Source organism: Tropicimonas aquimaris (genome assembly GCF_042676185.1).
In the GTDB taxonomy this organism is placed as follows: Bacteria; Pseudomonadota; Alphaproteobacteria; order Rhodobacterales; family Rhodobacteraceae; genus Tropicimonas; species Tropicimonas aquimaris.
The window spans coordinates 355,611-370,759 of record NZ_JBHTJT010000006.1; the positions used below are offsets into that span (position 1 = coordinate 355,611).

The 15,149-nt window shown below is 66.1% G+C and carries 13 protein-coding genes; 5 read left to right on the forward strand and 8 right to left on the reverse strand.

Features of this window, described 5'->3' with window-relative positions:
- The first annotated feature begins 239 nt into the window (after positions 1-239).
- Genes ACFQ2S_RS03530 through mmsB form a run of 3 tightly spaced genes read left to right on the forward strand, consistent with a single transcriptional unit; the run spans position 240 to position 3,309 of the window.
- Positions 240-1,382, forward strand: coding sequence for an acyl-CoA dehydrogenase family protein (locus ACFQ2S_RS03530; protein ID WP_386072752.1), 1,143 nt, complete (start codon positions 240-242; stop codon positions 1,380-1,382).
- Positions 1,379-2,440: an enoyl-CoA hydratase/isomerase family protein gene (locus ACFQ2S_RS03535; protein WP_386072753.1), complete on the forward strand. Its 1,062-nt coding sequence runs from the start codon at positions 1,379-1,381 to the stop codon at positions 2,438-2,440. Before ACFQ2S_RS03530 ends, ACFQ2S_RS03535 begins: the two co-directional genes overlap by 4 nt.
- Positions 2,437-3,309: a 3-hydroxyisobutyrate dehydrogenase gene (gene mmsB, locus ACFQ2S_RS03540; RefSeq protein WP_386072755.1), complete on the forward strand. Its 873-nt coding sequence runs from the start codon at positions 2,437-2,439 to the stop codon at positions 3,307-3,309. The genes ACFQ2S_RS03535 and mmsB overlap by 4 nt, the downstream gene beginning before the upstream one ends.
- 64 nt (positions 3,310-3,373) lie before the next feature.
- Here the strand turns inward: mmsB and ACFQ2S_RS03545 are convergent, their stop codons facing one another.
- Positions 3,374-3,820, reverse strand: coding sequence for a DsrE family protein (locus ACFQ2S_RS03545; protein ID WP_386072756.1), 447 nt, complete (start codon positions 3,818-3,820; stop codon positions 3,374-3,376).
- Positions 3,821-3,999: 179 nt separating this feature from the next.
- Positions 4,000-4,368, reverse strand: a complete 369-nt coding sequence (locus ACFQ2S_RS03550) for a hypothetical protein (RefSeq protein ID WP_386072758.1) — start codon at positions 4,366-4,368, stop codon at positions 4,000-4,002.
- A gap of 169 nt (positions 4,369-4,537) precedes the next feature.
- Between ACFQ2S_RS03550 and ACFQ2S_RS03555 the strand changes: the two genes are divergently transcribed.
- Positions 4,538-4,909, forward strand: a complete 372-nt coding sequence (locus tag ACFQ2S_RS03555) for an excinuclease ABC subunit A (protein ID WP_386072760.1) — start codon at positions 4,538-4,540, stop codon at positions 4,907-4,909.
- Between the two features lie 240 nt (positions 4,910-5,149).
- Here the strand turns inward: ACFQ2S_RS03555 and uvrA are convergent, their stop codons facing one another.
- From uvrA to ACFQ2S_RS03585, 6 genes are all read right to left on the reverse strand, one after another.
- Complete coding sequence (gene uvrA / locus ACFQ2S_RS03560) at positions 5,150-8,017, reverse strand: excinuclease ABC subunit UvrA (protein ID WP_386072761.1); 2,868 nt, start codon at positions 8,015-8,017, stop codon at positions 5,150-5,152.
- Positions 8,018-8,199: 182 nt separating this feature from the next.
- On the reverse strand, positions 8,200-8,841 hold the full coding sequence (locus ACFQ2S_RS03565; RefSeq protein ID WP_386072763.1) for a DUF642 domain-containing protein: 642 nt from the start codon (positions 8,839-8,841) through the stop codon (positions 8,200-8,202).
- A gap of 400 nt (positions 8,842-9,241) precedes the next feature.
- On the reverse strand, positions 9,242-10,636 hold the full coding sequence (gene lpdA, locus ACFQ2S_RS03570; protein ID WP_386072764.1) for a dihydrolipoyl dehydrogenase: 1,395 nt from the start codon (positions 10,634-10,636) through the stop codon (positions 9,242-9,244).
- Positions 10,637-10,817: 181 nt separating this feature from the next.
- Positions 10,818-11,408, reverse strand: coding sequence for a DUF924 family protein (locus ACFQ2S_RS03575; protein ID WP_386072766.1), 591 nt, complete (start codon positions 11,406-11,408; stop codon positions 10,818-10,820).
- A 42-nt stretch (positions 11,409-11,450) separates the two neighbouring features.
- The gene (locus ACFQ2S_RS03580) at positions 11,451-12,773 is read right to left on the reverse strand and encodes an MFS transporter (RefSeq protein WP_386072768.1); all 1,323 of its coding nucleotides are present in this window, start codon (positions 12,771-12,773) and stop codon (positions 11,451-11,453) included.
- Between the two features lie 101 nt (positions 12,774-12,874).
- Positions 12,875-14,167, reverse strand: coding sequence for a TAXI family TRAP transporter solute-binding subunit (locus tag ACFQ2S_RS03585; RefSeq protein WP_386072770.1), 1,293 nt, complete (start codon positions 14,165-14,167; stop codon positions 12,875-12,877).
- A gap of 270 nt (positions 14,168-14,437) precedes the next feature.
- Between ACFQ2S_RS03585 and ACFQ2S_RS03590 the strand changes: the two genes are divergently transcribed.
- Positions 14,438-14,950 (forward strand): GNAT family N-acetyltransferase, encoded by a 513-nt coding sequence (locus ACFQ2S_RS03590; protein WP_386072771.1) that lies wholly within the window; start codon positions 14,438-14,440, stop codon positions 14,948-14,950.
- The last annotated feature ends 199 nt before the right edge of the window (positions 14,951-15,149 follow it).

Genomic DNA, 15,149 nt, shown 5'->3' on the forward strand with positions numbered 1-15,149 from the left:
CCTGCGGATCGTGCCTCCGGCGGGGGTATTGGGTCCAAGAAGAATGGAGAGGCCGCACCCTGCCCGTCTTCCTGGTACAAGTACCCCGGGGGTTTGGGGGCAGCGCCCCCAACCTGCCGCCGGCCACCGCCCGACCGCCAACCGATCACGACGCCCGCTCCGATTAGCGCTTGCCAGCGCCCCCTCTCCCGTGGAAATTGAACGTGCATTCAATTTCCAACGGCTCTGGGAGGAAGCCCATGGATTTCGCACTGAGCGAAGAGCAATCGGCGATCTTCGACATGGCCCGCGCCTTCGGCGCGGAGCACATCGCCCCCCACGCCCGCGCATGGGAAACCGAGGGCACGATCCCGAAGGATCTCTGGCCCCGGCTGGCCGAGCTCGGCTTCGGCGGTCTCTATGTCTCCGAGGAGAGCGGCGGCTCCGGCCTCACCCGGCTCGACGCCACGCTGGTGTTCGAGGCGCTGTCGATGGCCTGCCCCTCGGTCGCGGCGTTTCTCTCGATCCACAACATGTGCGCCCGGATGCTCGACAGCTTCGGCTCCGAGGATCTCAAGGCCCGCTACCTCGCCCCCGCCCTCACCATGGAGACCGTGTTCTCCTATTGCCTGACCGAGCCCGGCTCCGGCTCCGACGCGGCAGCGCTGAAGACCCGGGCCGAGCCCGCCGGCAACGGTTATGCCCTCACCGGCACCAAGGCCTTCATCTCCGGCGGCGGCTATTCCCATGCCTATATCGTCATGGCCCGCACCGGCGCGGACGGCCCCCGCGGCATCTCCGCCTTCGTGCTCGAGGACAGCACCGAGGGCCTGTCCTTCGGCGGGCTGGAGCAAAAAATGGGCTGGAAGAGCCAGCCCACACGGGCTGTCCAGATGGACGCCTGCCCCGTCCCCGCCGCCAACCTGCTGGGCGAGGAAGGCCGCGGCTTTGCCTATGCCATGGCCGGGCTCGACGGCGGGCGGCTCAACATCTCCGCCTGCTCCCTCGGTGCCGCGCAGGCCGCGCTCGATGCCACGCTCGCCTACATGGCCGAGCGCCGCGCCTTCGGCCAGACCATCGACCAGTTCCAGGCCCTCCAGTTCCGCCTCGCCGACATGGAGATCGAGTTGCAGGCCGCCCGCACCTTCCTCCGCCAGGCCGCCTGGAAGCTCGACACCGGCGCGCCGGACGCCACCAAGTTCTGCGCCATGGCCAAGAAGTTCGTGACCGAGGCCGGCAGCCGCGTCGCCGACCAGTGTTTGCAGCTGCACGGCGGCTACGGCTACCTTGCCGATTATGGAATCGAGAAGATCGTGCGCGACCTGCGCGTGCACCAGATCCTCGAGGGCACGAACGAGATCATGCGCCTGATCGTGGCGCGCCACCTTCTGAGCGAACGATGAGCGACATCCACATCCGCAAGGCCGGCCGCACCGGCCGCATCACCCTCACCCGCCCGCAGGCGCTCAACGCCATGTCCTACGAGATGTGCCTGGCGATCGACGCCGCGCTCAAGGACTGGGCGGATGACCCCGGCGTCGCCATGATCGTCTTCGACGCCGAGGGCGAGAAGGCCTTCTGCGCCGGCGGAGACATCGCCGAGATCTACGCCACCGGCACCGCCGGCGACTATGCCTACGGCCGGAAGTTCTGGCACGACGAATACAACATGAACGCCCGGCTGTTCGAATTCCCCAAGCCGGTCGCGAGCTTCCTGCAAGGCTTCACCATGGGTGGCGGCGTCGGCATCGGCTGCCACGGCTCGCACCGGGTGGTGGGCGAAAGCAGCCAGATCGCCATGCCCGAATGCGGCATCGGCCTGCTGCCCGACGTCGGCGGCACCCTGCTGCTCGCCCGCGCGCCCGGGCGGCTGGGCGAATACCTCGGCACCACCGGCACCCGCATGGGCCCGGCCGACGCGCTGTTGGCGGGCTTTGCCGATTACTTCGTGCCGCAGGCCCAATGGCCCGACCTCATCGCCCGGCTGGAAGACACCGGCGACTGGACCCTGATCGACGCCGCCGCCGCGCCCGCCCCCGAGGGCCGTCTCGCCACCCTGCAACCGCAGATCGACCGCCACTTCGGCGGCGAGCGGCTGGGCGACGTCCTGCGCAGCCTGAACGCGGAGCCCTCCGACTTCACCGCCAGCACGCTCAAGGCGATGACCCGCAACGCGCCGCTCGCCATGGCCTGCGCCATCGAGGCCGTCCACCGCCTGCGCGGCCCCACCGCCGACATCCGCCGCGCGCTCGACCTCGAGTACCGCTTCACGTTCCGCGCCATGGAACAGGGCGACTTCCTCGAAGGCATCTGCGCCGCGATCATCGACAAGGACCGCAGCCCCAAATGGCGGCACGGGCTGGAAGAGGTCACGCCCGCCATGGTCAGCGCCATGCTCCGCCCCCTTGGGGCCGACGCGCTCACATTCGACACGCCACAGCCCCGGGAGGACATCGCATGAAAGTCGGTTTCATAGGACTTGGAAACATGGGCGCGCCGATGGCCGCCAACCTGGCCGCCGCGGGCCATGCAGTGACCGGCTTCGACCTCGCCGCGCCCTGCCCTGAGGGCGTCACCGCCGCCGCCACCGCCGCCGAGGCCGCCAGCGGCGCCGAGGTGGTCATCACCATGCTCCCCAACGGCGAGATCCTGCGCCGCGTCGCGGCCGAGATCCACCCGGCCATGCAGCCCGGCGCGGTCCATCTCGACTGCTCCACCGTCGATGTCGACAGCGCCCGCGCCGTGGCCGAGGCCGCCGCCTCCGCTGGCCTGCGTGCGGTCGATGCCCCGGTCTCCGGCGGTGTCGGCGGCGCGGCGGCCGGCACGCTCACCTTCATGGCCGGCGGCGCCGAGGACGCCTTCGCCACAGTCGCGCCGCTCTTCGAGGTCATGGGCCAGAAAGCCGTCCACTGCGGCGGCCCCGGCGCCGGGCAGGCGGCCAAGATCTGCAACAACATGATCCTGGGCATCACCATGATCGGCACCTGCGAGGCCTTCGCGCTGGCCGACAAGCTGGGCCTCGACCGGCAAAAGATGTTCGACGTGGTGTCCACCTCCTCCGGCTACAGCTGGTCGATGAACGCCTATTGCCCCGCCCCCGGCGTCGGCCCGACAAGCCCCGCCGACAACGGCTACAAGCCCGGATTCGCCGCCGAGCTGATGCTCAAGGACCTGCGCCTCGCCCAGCAGGCCGCCGAGGCCGCCGACGCCGACACGCCGCTGGGCCTCGCCGCCGCCCGGCTCTACGAGACCTTCGTGGAGCAGGAGGACGGCAAGGGCATGGACTTCTCCGCCATGCTGCCCCGCTTCGAGAAACGCGGGCGCGGCTGAGCCTGACACCGGCATCTGCGCCGCGCCCGGTCGGATCCGGGCGCGCGCGCCAGGCATCGCGCTGCTACCAGGACAGCGTCTTCACATCCGGGTCGAACAGAAGGCTCTCGACCACCGGCCAGGTGCCCATCTCGACACCATCGATGTAATCCGCCTGAGTCAGGCCCGCCGCCTGCGAACAGGCACTGCACATGATCACCTTGCCACCATCGGCCATGAAGGCCGTCAGCATGTCCTGAATCGAGGTGCCGTCGTCGGCCATCAATCCAGGCACGTTGCTGGGGCGTTTCTTGTCGGCCAGGTAGACCGCCCGCACGTTCAGCCAGATCGCCACCGGCTCATGCCCGTTCTTCAGGGCCTTCTCATGGGCAAACATGATCGCCTTCGCCGCCGCCCATGTATCATCGGTGGTGAGGTTCACTAACAGCCCGGGCTTTCCGTCTTCGGCCAGGGCCGCGGCACCGAACAGCGCCAGGGCAAGGCCCGCTAAGAGATTCCGCAAAAGACTCATCTTTCCCTCCCTTGTCTCGCAGACAGAGAGTTGCGCCTCCATGAAAGTTGGCAAATGAGACAGATCAAATATTGCGCATCTTATAAATATCTTTTTTGAAGGAGTCCGTCACGAAGCCGCCCCCGTCTGCAACAGAGTCCCCCCCCCCCTCTGCAGATCGAGCGCGATCCGCCGGCGCGCTACGGCTTCAACGCGAGGCGGTCCGCCAGCTTGAAGCAATAGGTCCACCAGTCCACCAGCTCGTCCCGGTTCGCCGGATCATGCCAGTCGCCGGCATCCCACCGCGCGTGCCAGGCCTCCCGCTTGGCCAGCGCCGTCTCCGCCACGTAGCCCTCCGACGTCCGGCGCAGCGCCTCCTCCCGCATCGAACGGGAAGCCGCGACGTAGAGGTCGATCATCGCGTTCTCGCCGGGCTGGAAGCTCTGCTCCCCCAGCAGCAGGTCGACCAGCACCGAGCATTCGACCAGGCTCTCGTGCAGCGGCTGCCCCGCCTGCCCCGGCGCGGCCAGTCCGGCCGCCAACGCCCCTGCAATCCCGATCCCGCGCATCCCGCACTCCCGCTTCTCCGGGCGCAGCCTGCCAGCGGAACCCGGCCGAAGTTTGGCAACCTCCCGCCGATCACGCCAAATCGACTGGAACCCCCCGCGCCTTCCGGTGTTCTGTCCCGGCGCGCCCGCCACACAGGCGGGCCGCAAAGACAAGATTGAAGGACCAGGTATGAAGACCCTCGCCACCGTGCTGCTGACAGCCGCCTTCGCCGCCGGGATCGGAGCCGGCGTCGCCTCCGCCGGCAACGGTAACGCCGGCTGCCCGCCCGGACTCGCCAAGAAGAACCCGCCCTGCGTGCCACCGGGCCAGGTCGGCAAATCGGTGCGCTCGGACGCTCCCGACCGGGACGACAGATACGTCCGGCGCTACCAGCGCGGCGAGGTGCTCGACGGGGACTACCGGGTGATCCACGACCCCGCGCGCTACCGGCTCGACCGCAATGGCGACTACGCCGTGCTCGGCGACTACGTCTACCGCATCGACCCCGACACCCGGAAAGTGCTCAACCTGATCGGCGCCATCGCCGACCTCGCGCAGTAACCTCCGGACACCCCGCCTGCGCGCGAAGCGCGCTCGGCCCAACGGGAGGAGCGGCATCTGCGATGCCGCGACGACGGGCGGGAGACCTGAGTGCCGGGATTTCCGGTCGTTTCCGGGCGCGAAATGACCGCAACGGCGCGACCCAGGGCGAAAGCCTGCCCCGAAGCCATGAAATGACCGGAACACACAGGAAAACGACCGCGATTGCGGTCGTTTTTGCCTTCGGATCGGTCGAAACGCCTATTCCGCCGCGTGCCGCCGCGCCGCGTCCAGCATCGGTTTGAGATAGCGACCGGTGTGGCTCCCGGCCACCTCCGCCACCTCTTCCGGGGTGCCCGTCGCCACCACCGTACCGCCGCCATCGCCTCCCTCGGGGCCGATGTCGATAATCCAGTCGGCGGTCTTGATGACGTCGAGATTGTGCTCGATCACCACCACGGTGTTCCCCTGCTCCACCAATTCGTGCAGCACTTCCAACAACTTGCGCACGTCTTCGAAGTGCAGCCCGGTGGTCGGCTCATCGAGGATATAGAGCGTCCGCCCGGTCGAGCGCTTGGCCAGCTCCTTCGACAGCTTCACCCGCTGCGCCTCGCCACCCGACAGCGTCGTCGCCTGCTGTCCGACCTTGATGTAGCCCAGCCCCACCCGGACCAGCGCATCCATCTTCTCCCGGATGCTCGGCACCGCCTTGAAAAACTCCTGCGCGTCCTCGACCGTCATATCAAGAACGTCGGCTATGCTCTTGCCTTTGAACCTGATTTCCAGAGTCTCGCGGTTGTAGCGCGCACCGTGGCAGGTCTCGCAGGTCACATACACATCCGGCAGGAAGTGCATCTCGATCTTGATCACCCCGTCGCCCTGGCAGGCCTCGCAGCGCCCGCCCTTGACGTTGAAGCTGAACCGCCCCGGCTTGTAGCCGCGCGCCTTGGCTTCGGGCAGCCCCGCGAACCAGTCACGGATCGGCGTGAACGCCCCGGTGTAAGTCGCTGGATTCGAACGCGGAGTCCGGCCAATGGGGCGCTGGTCGATGTCGATCACCTTGTCCAGGTGCTCGAGCCCCTTGATGGTCTCGCAGGGCGCCGGCGTCTGCCGCGCCCCGTTCAGCCGCATCGAGGCCGTCTTGAACAGCGTCTCGATCGTCAGGGTGGATTTACCTCCGCCGCTAACCCCCGTTACGCAAACAAATTTCCCGAGCGGGAAGTCGGCCGTCACCTCCTTGAGGTTGTTGCCGGTGGCCTTGACCACGGTGAGTTTCTTGCCGTTGCCATCGCGGCGAAGCTGGCTCACCGGAATTTCGCGCTTGCCACTCAGGTAGTCGCCGGTGATCGAGTCCGGGTTGGCCGCGATCTCGCCCGGCGTGCCCTTGGCCACCACCTGCCCGCCATGCACACCGGCGCCTGGGCCAATGTCGAAGACATAGTCCGCCTCGCGGATCGCTTCCTCGTCATGCTCCACGACGATCACGGTATTCCCTTGATCCCGCAGGTTTTTCAGGGTGCCGAGCAGGCGGTCGTTGTCGCGCTGGTGCAGGCCGATCGAAGGCTCATCCAGAACGTAAAGCACGCCGGTCAGCCCCGAGCCGATCTGGCTCGCCAGCCGGATCCGCTGGCTCTCGCCGCCCGACAGCGTGCCGGCGTTGCGCGACAGGGTCAGGTATTCCAGACCGACGTTGTTCAGGAAGCCCAGCCGCTCGCGGATCTCCTTGAGGATGGCGCGGGCGATCTCGTTCTTCTGTGAGGTCAGCTTCTCCGGCACCGCATCGACCCAGTCGAAGGCCTCCCGGATCGACATCTGCACCACCTGCCCCACGTGCAGCCCGGCGATCTTCACCGCCAGCGCCTCGGGGCGCAGACGATAGCCGCCACAGGACCCACAGGGCCGATTGTTCTGATACCGCTCGAACTCCTCGCGGATCCAGGCGGAGTCCGTTTCGCGGTAGCGCCGCTCCATGTTGGGAATCACGCCCTCGAAGCTGCGCGTCACCTGGTAGACACGGCCGCCCTCGTCGTAGCGGAACGCGATCTCCTCGTCGCCGGAGCCGTGCAGGAACACCTGCTGCACCTTTTCCGGCAGGTCCTTCCAGCGCGCGTTCTTGTCGAACGCGTAGTGCTTCGCGATGGCCTCGATGGTCTGAAGGAAATAGGGCGACTTGCCCTTCCGCCAGGGGGCCAATGCGCCATCATAGATCTTGAGCGTGACATCGGGCACCACCAGCCGCTCGTCGAAGAACAGCTCGACGCCGAGACCGTCGCAATGCGGACAGGCGCCGAAAGGGGCGTTGAACGAGAACAGCCGCGGCTCGATCTCGGGGATGGTGAAGCCGGAGACCGGACAGGCGAAATTCTCGGAGAAGGTGATGCGCTCCGGCTCCCCCTCGTCCTCCTTCGGCGCGGTCTCCAGGATCGCGATGCCGGATGCCAGGTCGAGCGCGGTGCGGAAGCTGTCGGCCAGCCGGGTCTCCATGCCCTCACGCACGACGATCCGGTCTACCACGACATCAATGTCGTGGCGAAACTTCTTGTCGAGCTTGGGCGCGTCGTCGAGGTCGTGGAAGGCGCCATCGACCTTCACCCGCTGGAAACCCTGCTTCCGGAGTTCCAGGAATTCCTTGCGATACTCGCCCTTGCGGTCGCGCACGATGGGCGCGAGCAGGTAGGCGCGCGTGCCTTCCTCCATCGCCATCACCCGGTCGACCATGTCCTGCACCTGCTGCGCCTCGATCGGCAGTCCGGTGGCCGGCGAATAGGGGGTGCCGACGCGAGCGAAGAGAAGGCGGAGGTAGTCGTAAATCTCCGTCACCGTGCCGACGGTGGAGCGGGGGTTCTTGGAGGTCGTCTTCTGCTCTATGGAGATGGCAGGGCTGAGGCCGGTGATGTGGTCCACGTCCGGCTTCTCCATCATGTCGAGGAACTGGCGGGCGTAGGCGGAGAGGCTCTCCACGTAACGGCGCTGCCCCTCTGCATAGATCGTGTCGAAGGCGAGCGATGACTTCCCCGAACCGGAGAGCCCGGTGATGACCACCAACTCGTCGCGCGGGATATCCACGTCGATGTTCTTCAGATTGTGCTCGCGCGCGCCGCGCACCTCGATGAACTTCTGTTCAGGCATGTCCCACCCCGTCCGGCATGGCACAGAGATAAGCGAGAGCCGCGGATTCTCCAATGGGAAATCGAGAACAAAAGGTAAACGCGCTCATCAATACCGTCGAACATCGCAAGGGAGCGCCCATCAGAAACGCAAACGGGGCAGCAAAAGGCCACCCCGTGTAGTCAGGATCTATCCGTCAGGTGTCAGGAAGCCTTGCGACGGAAGGCAGCCAGCCCTCCAAGGCCGGTCAGCAGCAGGAGCGCGGACATGGGAAGCGGAACTTCGCTCAACTCGACCCGAACATTGTCGATCGCTGCCCCCTGCGTGCCACTGATGGCGCTGACGAAGGAAACATACTGAACAGTCGCGGCCGCCGTGAACTTGAAGGACATCGTCGTCCAGTTCATGTTTCTCCGGCTGTTTCCGGTGGTGTCGTAGTAGAAGCTGCGTATACGGTCGTAGTTGATGTAGGTGATCAATTCCTTGACCCCCTGCACACCGCCCGGGTTGCCCGACATGTCGAAGGACACGGTGTAGCTGCTTCCAGCAGACAGCCCGTCCATCCGGGCGCTGACGCCACCGGCGTCGGTCGAGTTCAAGTCTATGGAATAGTCGCCCTCGGATGCCGCCCACCAGGAACTCGAGACCTGATCCACGCCGCCGCCAGAGCCGATCGCGTCGACGATCCATGAACCGATCCGGTCAGATGCACCGTAGACTTTCCATCTTGCGGATGGATCCAAAGTCGGCGCCTCAAATCCGCCGTTTCCGCCAGCCACAGTTACGGCCCCCGCAGTTCCAGCGGAGAGCGCGATAATAACGGATGCAATCGCAACGTTCTTCAACTGTGTGCTCCAGATAGATCGCCCGGTAACCGGAAGATTTCGTTAACGCACATTAACAATTTGGGCAAACCTGTCAAACGTCCGGCTGCGTCGTTCGAGAGATTTCGAGGTAAAGGTGTGTGATGGTCGCACCACAACGACGAAAATCCGATCAAGAATGTCGTAACCTCATGATATTAATTGAAAAAATAGATGCGCCGTTTTTTGGGCAATTCCTGCGGACGAGTAAGAACCGTCAGGAAATTGCACGCGAACGGGCCGGAAATGGAGCCACTCAACCCAAGGGTGTGCCATTCTCGGACGCCGGAGCGGATCATCGGCGCATGTCTCGGTTGAACAGGAGAATCGGATCGTTCCGAAATGTAGGCGCGTTGCCGGTTGCCGGCACCGCGCCGCCGGATCACATGTGGATGACGCGGTCGAAGGCGTCGAGCACGCTCTCGTGCATCATCTCGCTGAGCGTCGGGTGCGGGAAGACGGTTTCCATCAGGTCCTGCTCTGTGGTCTCCAGCTTGCGCCCGATGACATAGCCCTGGATCATCTCGGTAACCTCGGCGCCGACCATGTGAGCGCCCAGCAGTTCGCCGGTCTTGGCGTCGAACACCGTCTTGATCAGACCTTCGGGCTCGCCGAGGGCGATGGCCTTGCCGTTGCCGATGAAGGGGAACTTGCCGACCTTGACCTCGTAGCCCTGCTCCTTGGCCTTGGCCTCGGTCAGGCCGACGCTTGCGACCTGCGGGTGACAGTAGGTGCAGCCGGCGATGCTCTCGGGCTTCACCGGGTGCGCATGCATCCCCTTGATCAGCTCGGCCACCATCACGCCCTCGTGGCTGGCCTTGTGCGCCAGCCAGGGCGCGCCGGCGATGTCGCCGATGGCATAGAGACCCTCGACGCCGGTGCGGCAGAACTCGTCGGTCACCACATGGGTGCGGTCGATCTTCACGCCGAGTTCTTCCAGGCCGAGGTTCTCCACGTTGCCGACGATGCCGACGGCGGAGATCACGGTGTCGAACTCCATCTTCTCGACCTTGCCGCCGGTCTCGATGTGGGCGACCACCTTGTCGGCGGAGCGGTCGAGTTGCTTGACCATGCTCTTCTCGAGGATCTTCATCCCCTGCTTGGTGAAGGCCTTCTTGGCGAAGGCTGAGATCTCGGCGTCCTCCACCGGCAGCACCCGGTCGAGCACCTCGACCACCGTCGTTTCGGCGCCGAGCGTGTTGTAGAAGCTGGCGAATTCGATGCCGATTGCCCCGGAGCCGATGACCAGCAGTTTCTTGGGCATGTGCGGCGGCTGCAGGGCGGTCTTGTAGGCCCAGACGCGCTTGCCGTCGGCTTCGAGGCCCGGCAGTTCGCGGGCGCGGGCGCCGGTTGCCAGCACGATGTTCTTGGCGGTCAGCTCTTCGGTGCCCTTGTCGGTCTTTACCGACACCTTGCCTTTACCGGTCAGCCTGGCCTCGCCCATGATGGTCGTGACCTTGTTCTTCTTGAGCAGGTGGCCGATGCCGCCGGACAGTTGGGCGGCCACGCCGCGGGAGCGCTTCACCACAGCGTCGATGTCGTAGCCGATCTTTTCGGCGGAGAGGCCGAAGTCCTTGGCGCGCTCCATCAGGTGGAACACTTCCGCAGACCGCAGGAGCGCCTTGGTCGGGATGCAGCCCCAGTTCAGGCAGATCCCGCCGAGGTGCTCGCGCTCGACGCAGGCCACCTTGAGCCCGAGCTGCGCGCCCCGGATCGCGGCCACGTAGCCGCCCGGACCAGCGCCGATAACGATCATGTCGAAAGTCTGTGCAGCCATCTCGGCCCCCTCCGCGAAGAAAATTTAGTTCAGCATTAAACTATTTTCGGCACCGCGCGAAGGCCCGATCTTGGGCAAATCGGACGCAAGGTCAGAAATGCCGCCATTCACCAAGCGCATAGCTTCGGTCGGCAAACGAATAGCCGGAGCAGGTCGCCCTGCCCCGGCCCGGAGCGGTCTCTCAATCCGCCTCGGCCGCGCTCAGGGCCTGCAGGATGCGGCCATATCCGCCGGTCTCCAGAAACTCCTTCTCCCGCGGCAGCGTCATCCGTCCGAGCGCCTTGTTGCGATAGGGGAAGCGGCCGTACTCGCGGATGATCTCGCGATGGGCGCGGGCATGACGCAGGTTCTCGGCGCCGGTCCCGGGCATCCGGTCGACCATCAGGCGCACGCAGCGGTCCTGATCGATCAGGTTCTCGGAATGCATCAGGGGCAGGTAGAAGAACTGCCGCTGCGGTTCCGGCACGGCCATGTCCCAGCGGCGGTCGATCGCCATCTTGCAGGCGGTGCGGGCCAGCACGTCGGTGTCGAACGCGCGGGCATTTTCGCGGAACATGTTGCGCGGGAACTGGTCGGTCAGGATCAGGAAGCCGAAGCTGCCCTCCGCATCGCAGCACCAGTCATGCAGATCGCCGGCATGGGCGGCCTGCCAGGCGCTGCCGAACTTTTCCCGGATCTGCGCATCGAGCGCGTCGCTGACCTTGTACCATCCCTCTGGCCCGACCTCGTCGACCCAGAATTCGGCGATCTGCTGTGGTGTGACGTCCACCATCTTGTCTGTCCTCTGTCTCGGCGGCGATCTGCGCCGTCGGTTTCACGGCATCTGCTTGGGCGCGCCTGTCTCGCTGCCCAGGCGCGTTCCGTATTTCTCGGCCTCGGCTTCCGCCTCGGCCTCCGCTTCCTGCGCCTCCTCGATGAACATCTCCTGGACGAACTCGACGGCCACAGGGCTCGCAGTCGGCGAAACATGGGTGTAGCTGATGGTCTCGTCAACCGGCACGGCATCGCTGCGCGTCATCCGCCAGCCTGCATAGCCCGCCATGGCACTACACAGCACTCCGAGAAACAGGAAGAACCCCTGTGGCCCGGCAAGCCCCATGATCGCGCCCGAAGCAAGCGGGCCGGCAACCGCGCCGACGCCGTAGAGGAACATCAGCCCGCCCGAGGCGCCCGCCATGTCCTCCGGTGCGAGGTGGTCGTTCACATAGGCCAGCAGCAGTGCGTAGAGCGGGTTCGAGCCGCCACCGATCACCATTGCCGCCACGAGCAGCGCCGCGAACTGCCCGCCAAGGGCCACGGCGAGGAACGAGGCGAAGCCGCCGATGGCCGATACCACCAGGATCAGCCAGCGGCGGTCCATCCGGTCCGAGAGCCAGCCGATCGGGTACTGCAGGATCAGCCCGCCGAGGTAGATCGCGGCGATGAAGGCGGAGATCTGCGGCACGGTCATGCCGGCCTGGGAGCCGTAGACGGAGGACATGCCGAACAGGGTGGAAAGTGCCCCGCCCAGCAAAAGGATGCCGACGACGCCGAGCGGCGAGCTGTCCCACAGCTGGCGAAGGCTCATCGGCTTGGACGTCGCGAAGGCCGGGGTCGGCTGGATCGCCAGCAGGATCGGCGCGAAGGAGACCGAGACCAGCACCGAGGGGATGATGAACAGCACGAAGCCGGAGGGGTCCGGCGTCAGCATGATCCCCTGCGAGGCGACCATCCCCGCCATCTGCACCAGCCCGTAGAGCGACAGCGCCTGCCCGCGCTGTTCGTTGCTCACCGAGTTGTTCAGCCAGCTTTCGGCGGTCACGTAGACGCCCGAGAGGCAGAACCCGATCAGCACCCGGCCAATGGCCCAGGCCCAAGGGTTGATCAGCAGCGGGTAGAGCACGAGGATCGCCGAGATCAGCGAGCCGAGCGCCGCGAACACGCGGATGTGGCCGACCCGGCGGATCAGTTCCGGCGCCAGCCGCGAGCCGCCGAGGAAGCCGAGAAAATAGGCCGACATGATGATCGACATCTGGAAGGTCGAGAACCCCTCGATGTCGCCACGGATACCGAGCACCGTGCCCTGAACGCCATTGCCCACGATGAGCAACAGGATTCCGAACATCAGCGCCCAGGTGGCGGACAGGACTTGGAACATGGGGATCGAATCCTTCCCGGTTGAATGCCCGCTCTAACGCGGCAGAGGCGGGCAATTCCAGAGTCTATTGCGACATCTCATGTCGCTCGGCGACATTCGTCTCAGCGACCCTGCCCCTCGCCGTCTTGCCTCACGTGATCGTTCATGCGATCGGCGATCTGGCGACGGACCAGTTCGACATGCAGTCGGGCGTTGTAGGCGCCGTCGCGGAACGGAGGAGGCAGCCGTATGGCGGCGAGCTGGTGGTCGATCTCCTCGAGCCGGGCGTTGAGGACAGCGACCTCGGCCGGCGTGCCGGCACCCGGGATCTCCATCTCGATCTCGCCGATGGCGCGGTAATGCCGCCAGATCCGTCGCCGCATCGACCAGCGGTAGATCGCCGGGAGCAACCGCATCAAGGGCACCATGACGATGAAGAGCGGCAGCACCACCAGAAGCACCCGGCGGATCTGCGCCGCAATCCAGTAAGGCAGCCAGCCGTGGAACCCGCTCTGCCCCTCGATCAGCAGCTTCATTGCGCCGGCGTCGATCGGCAGGTCCGCCCCTTCCGCGCTCGGGAAGTCGCCATGGTGGGCAAAGATGCTGTTGCCGCCGTGGATCTCGCGCGCGGCCAGCACCAGCCGGTCGACGACAGCCGGGTGGAGATGCGGCACGGCGGCAAGGCGGGCGCGCATCGCCACCATCGGCAGCGGCCGCGGCGGCACCACCGGGTCGAGGGAAATTGCCCCGGATGGCGCGGAGACAACCCGGCTGAACGGCAGCCGGAGCGAGATCGCTTCCGCATGGTCGAAGCCGATGAGCGCGGTGTCCGGGGAGGCGAAGAGCGGCTGAAGGTAGGCGGCCGAGATCGGCGCGACGAAGATCGCAAGGTCGATCTCCCCCGCCAGCAACGCCGCCGCCGCCTCCGTGCCGCCGAGGTCGACCACACGGTTGACCGGCGGCGCGACACCGAGCGCACCGAGGAGCTTGTCGGCCACGACGCGGGCGCCAGAACCCTCGCCGCCGCGGGCAATGGTCAGGTCACGCCAGAGCGCCGGGTTCCTCGCGATTTCCCGGTCGGTGCGCGCGATCGGCAGCACGGGCTCTACAAAGACGGTAGCGAGCGCCTCGACCCCCGCGTCGCCCGCGGGAATCCCCCCCTGCAGCAGGCCGACATCCGCAGTGCGGTTCGCCAGCAGAGCGAGGTTTTCCAGCGACCCGCCGGTCTCCAGCAGCTCGACATCGATCCCGTCGCGGGCGAGGATTTCCTGGTAGCGTTCGGCGACCCGCCAATATCCCCCGTCGCGCACGCCTGCGGCGAAGACCAGCCGCTCCGGTGGCGGCAGGTCGCGCAGAAGAAAGATCGCGGACAGCAGCGCCACTGCCACCGCGGCCAGCACAAGGGTCGTTCGCATCGGGCGCTTCGGGCAGCCTTAGATCTTACAGCGACGAGCGGGATCGCCCCGACCCTGCCACAGGGAGACCGTCGGCGAAAGATTCCGTTTGACGGGCGAAGGGAAAAGGCGCATCAGGCTTGCCATGACCGTTCAAGCCGCCTCCCGATTTTACTGGACCCGTTCCAAATAGGAGCGGCCGGAAGGGTTTGACAAACCGACGAGGCCGCCACGAGCGGCCTTTTTCAGTTCCGGTGTCTCGTGGCGACAGACCACGAAAGGACCGGAAAGATGCATATGCAGGACATCGAGACAGACGCCGCGGACACGCGCGTCCGACGCGCCGAGCGGCGTGACGGCGCGCGGCTTATCGAGATGGTGCGGGCGCTGGCCCAACACCACGGCGACGAGGCAACCCTCACCCCCAAGGCCCTGGAGCGCGACCTCTTCGCACCGGGCGCCTGCGCCGCGGCGCTGGTCGCGGAACGCGGCGGCAAGATCGTGGGCTACGCGGTGCTCGCCATCTCGACCCATCTGCACTGGGGGCGGCGCCTGATGGAAGTCCACCATCTCTTCGTCGAGGAGGAGGCGCGCGGCGCCGGTGTCGGCCGGCATCTGGTTGCGGCCGCGGTTGCCGAGGCACGCCGGCAGGAATGCGGGCAATTGCTGGTCTCCACCCATCCTGACAACGTCATGGCGCGGCAGATCTATGGAGCGATGGGGTTCGCCGAGCATCCGTCGACCGGTTGCCGCTTCAAGCTGGACCTGCCGGCGACCGGCGCGCTGCCCGCCGGCTGGATCTGACCCCACCCGCTCGCACCAGACCTGCCCTTGCACCCGCCGCGCATGCCCGCGCGGCGGCGGCACAGGGCGAACGCGTGCCATCCCTGCTTGACGTAACGTAGTTGTCAGGTGGGGAACATTTTGTTACCGGTAAAAGACACGAACAAGAAATATCATTTCGTTTTCAAGGCCCATTACCGATTGACGCTGCGTAGCGTCC

Bases quoted from the DNA above. Each gene is read 5' to 3' on its own strand.
- ACFQ2S_RS03530 (WP_386072752.1), top strand. From the start codon at position 240: ATGGATTTCGCACTGAGCGAAGAGCAATCGGCGATCTTCGACATGGCC.
- ACFQ2S_RS03535 (WP_386072753.1), top strand. From the start codon at position 1,379: ATGAGCGACATCCACATCCGCAAGGCCGGCCGCACCGGCCGCATCACC.
- mmsB (WP_386072755.1), top strand. From the start codon at position 2,437: ATGAAAGTCGGTTTCATAGGACTTGGAAACATGGGCGCGCCGATGGCC.
- ACFQ2S_RS03545 (WP_386072756.1), bottom strand. From the start codon at position 3,820: ATGAGTCTTTTGCGGAATCTCTTAGCGGGCCTTGCCCTGGCGCTGTTC.
- ACFQ2S_RS03550 (WP_386072758.1), bottom strand. From the start codon at position 4,368: ATGCGCGGGATCGGGATTGCAGGGGCGTTGGCGGCCGGACTGGCCGCG.
- ACFQ2S_RS03555 (WP_386072760.1), top strand. From the start codon at position 4,538: ATGAAGACCCTCGCCACCGTGCTGCTGACAGCCGCCTTCGCCGCCGGG.
- uvrA (WP_386072761.1), bottom strand. From the start codon at position 8,017: ATGCCTGAACAGAAGTTCATCGAGGTGCGCGGCGCGCGCGAGCACAAT.
- lpdA (WP_386072764.1), bottom strand. From the start codon at position 10,636: ATGGCTGCACAGACTTTCGACATGATCGTTATCGGCGCTGGTCCGGGC.
- ACFQ2S_RS03575 (WP_386072766.1), bottom strand. From the start codon at position 11,408: ATGGTGGACGTCACACCACAGCAGATCGCCGAATTCTGGGTCGACGAG.
- ACFQ2S_RS03580 (WP_386072768.1), bottom strand. From the start codon at position 12,773: ATGTTCCAAGTCCTGTCCGCCACCTGGGCGCTGATGTTCGGAATCCTG.
- ACFQ2S_RS03585 (WP_386072770.1), bottom strand. From the start codon at position 14,167: ATGCGAACGACCCTTGTGCTGGCCGCGGTGGCAGTGGCGCTGCTGTCC.
- ACFQ2S_RS03590 (WP_386072771.1), top strand. From the start codon at position 14,438: ATGCATATGCAGGACATCGAGACAGACGCCGCGGACACGCGCGTCCGA.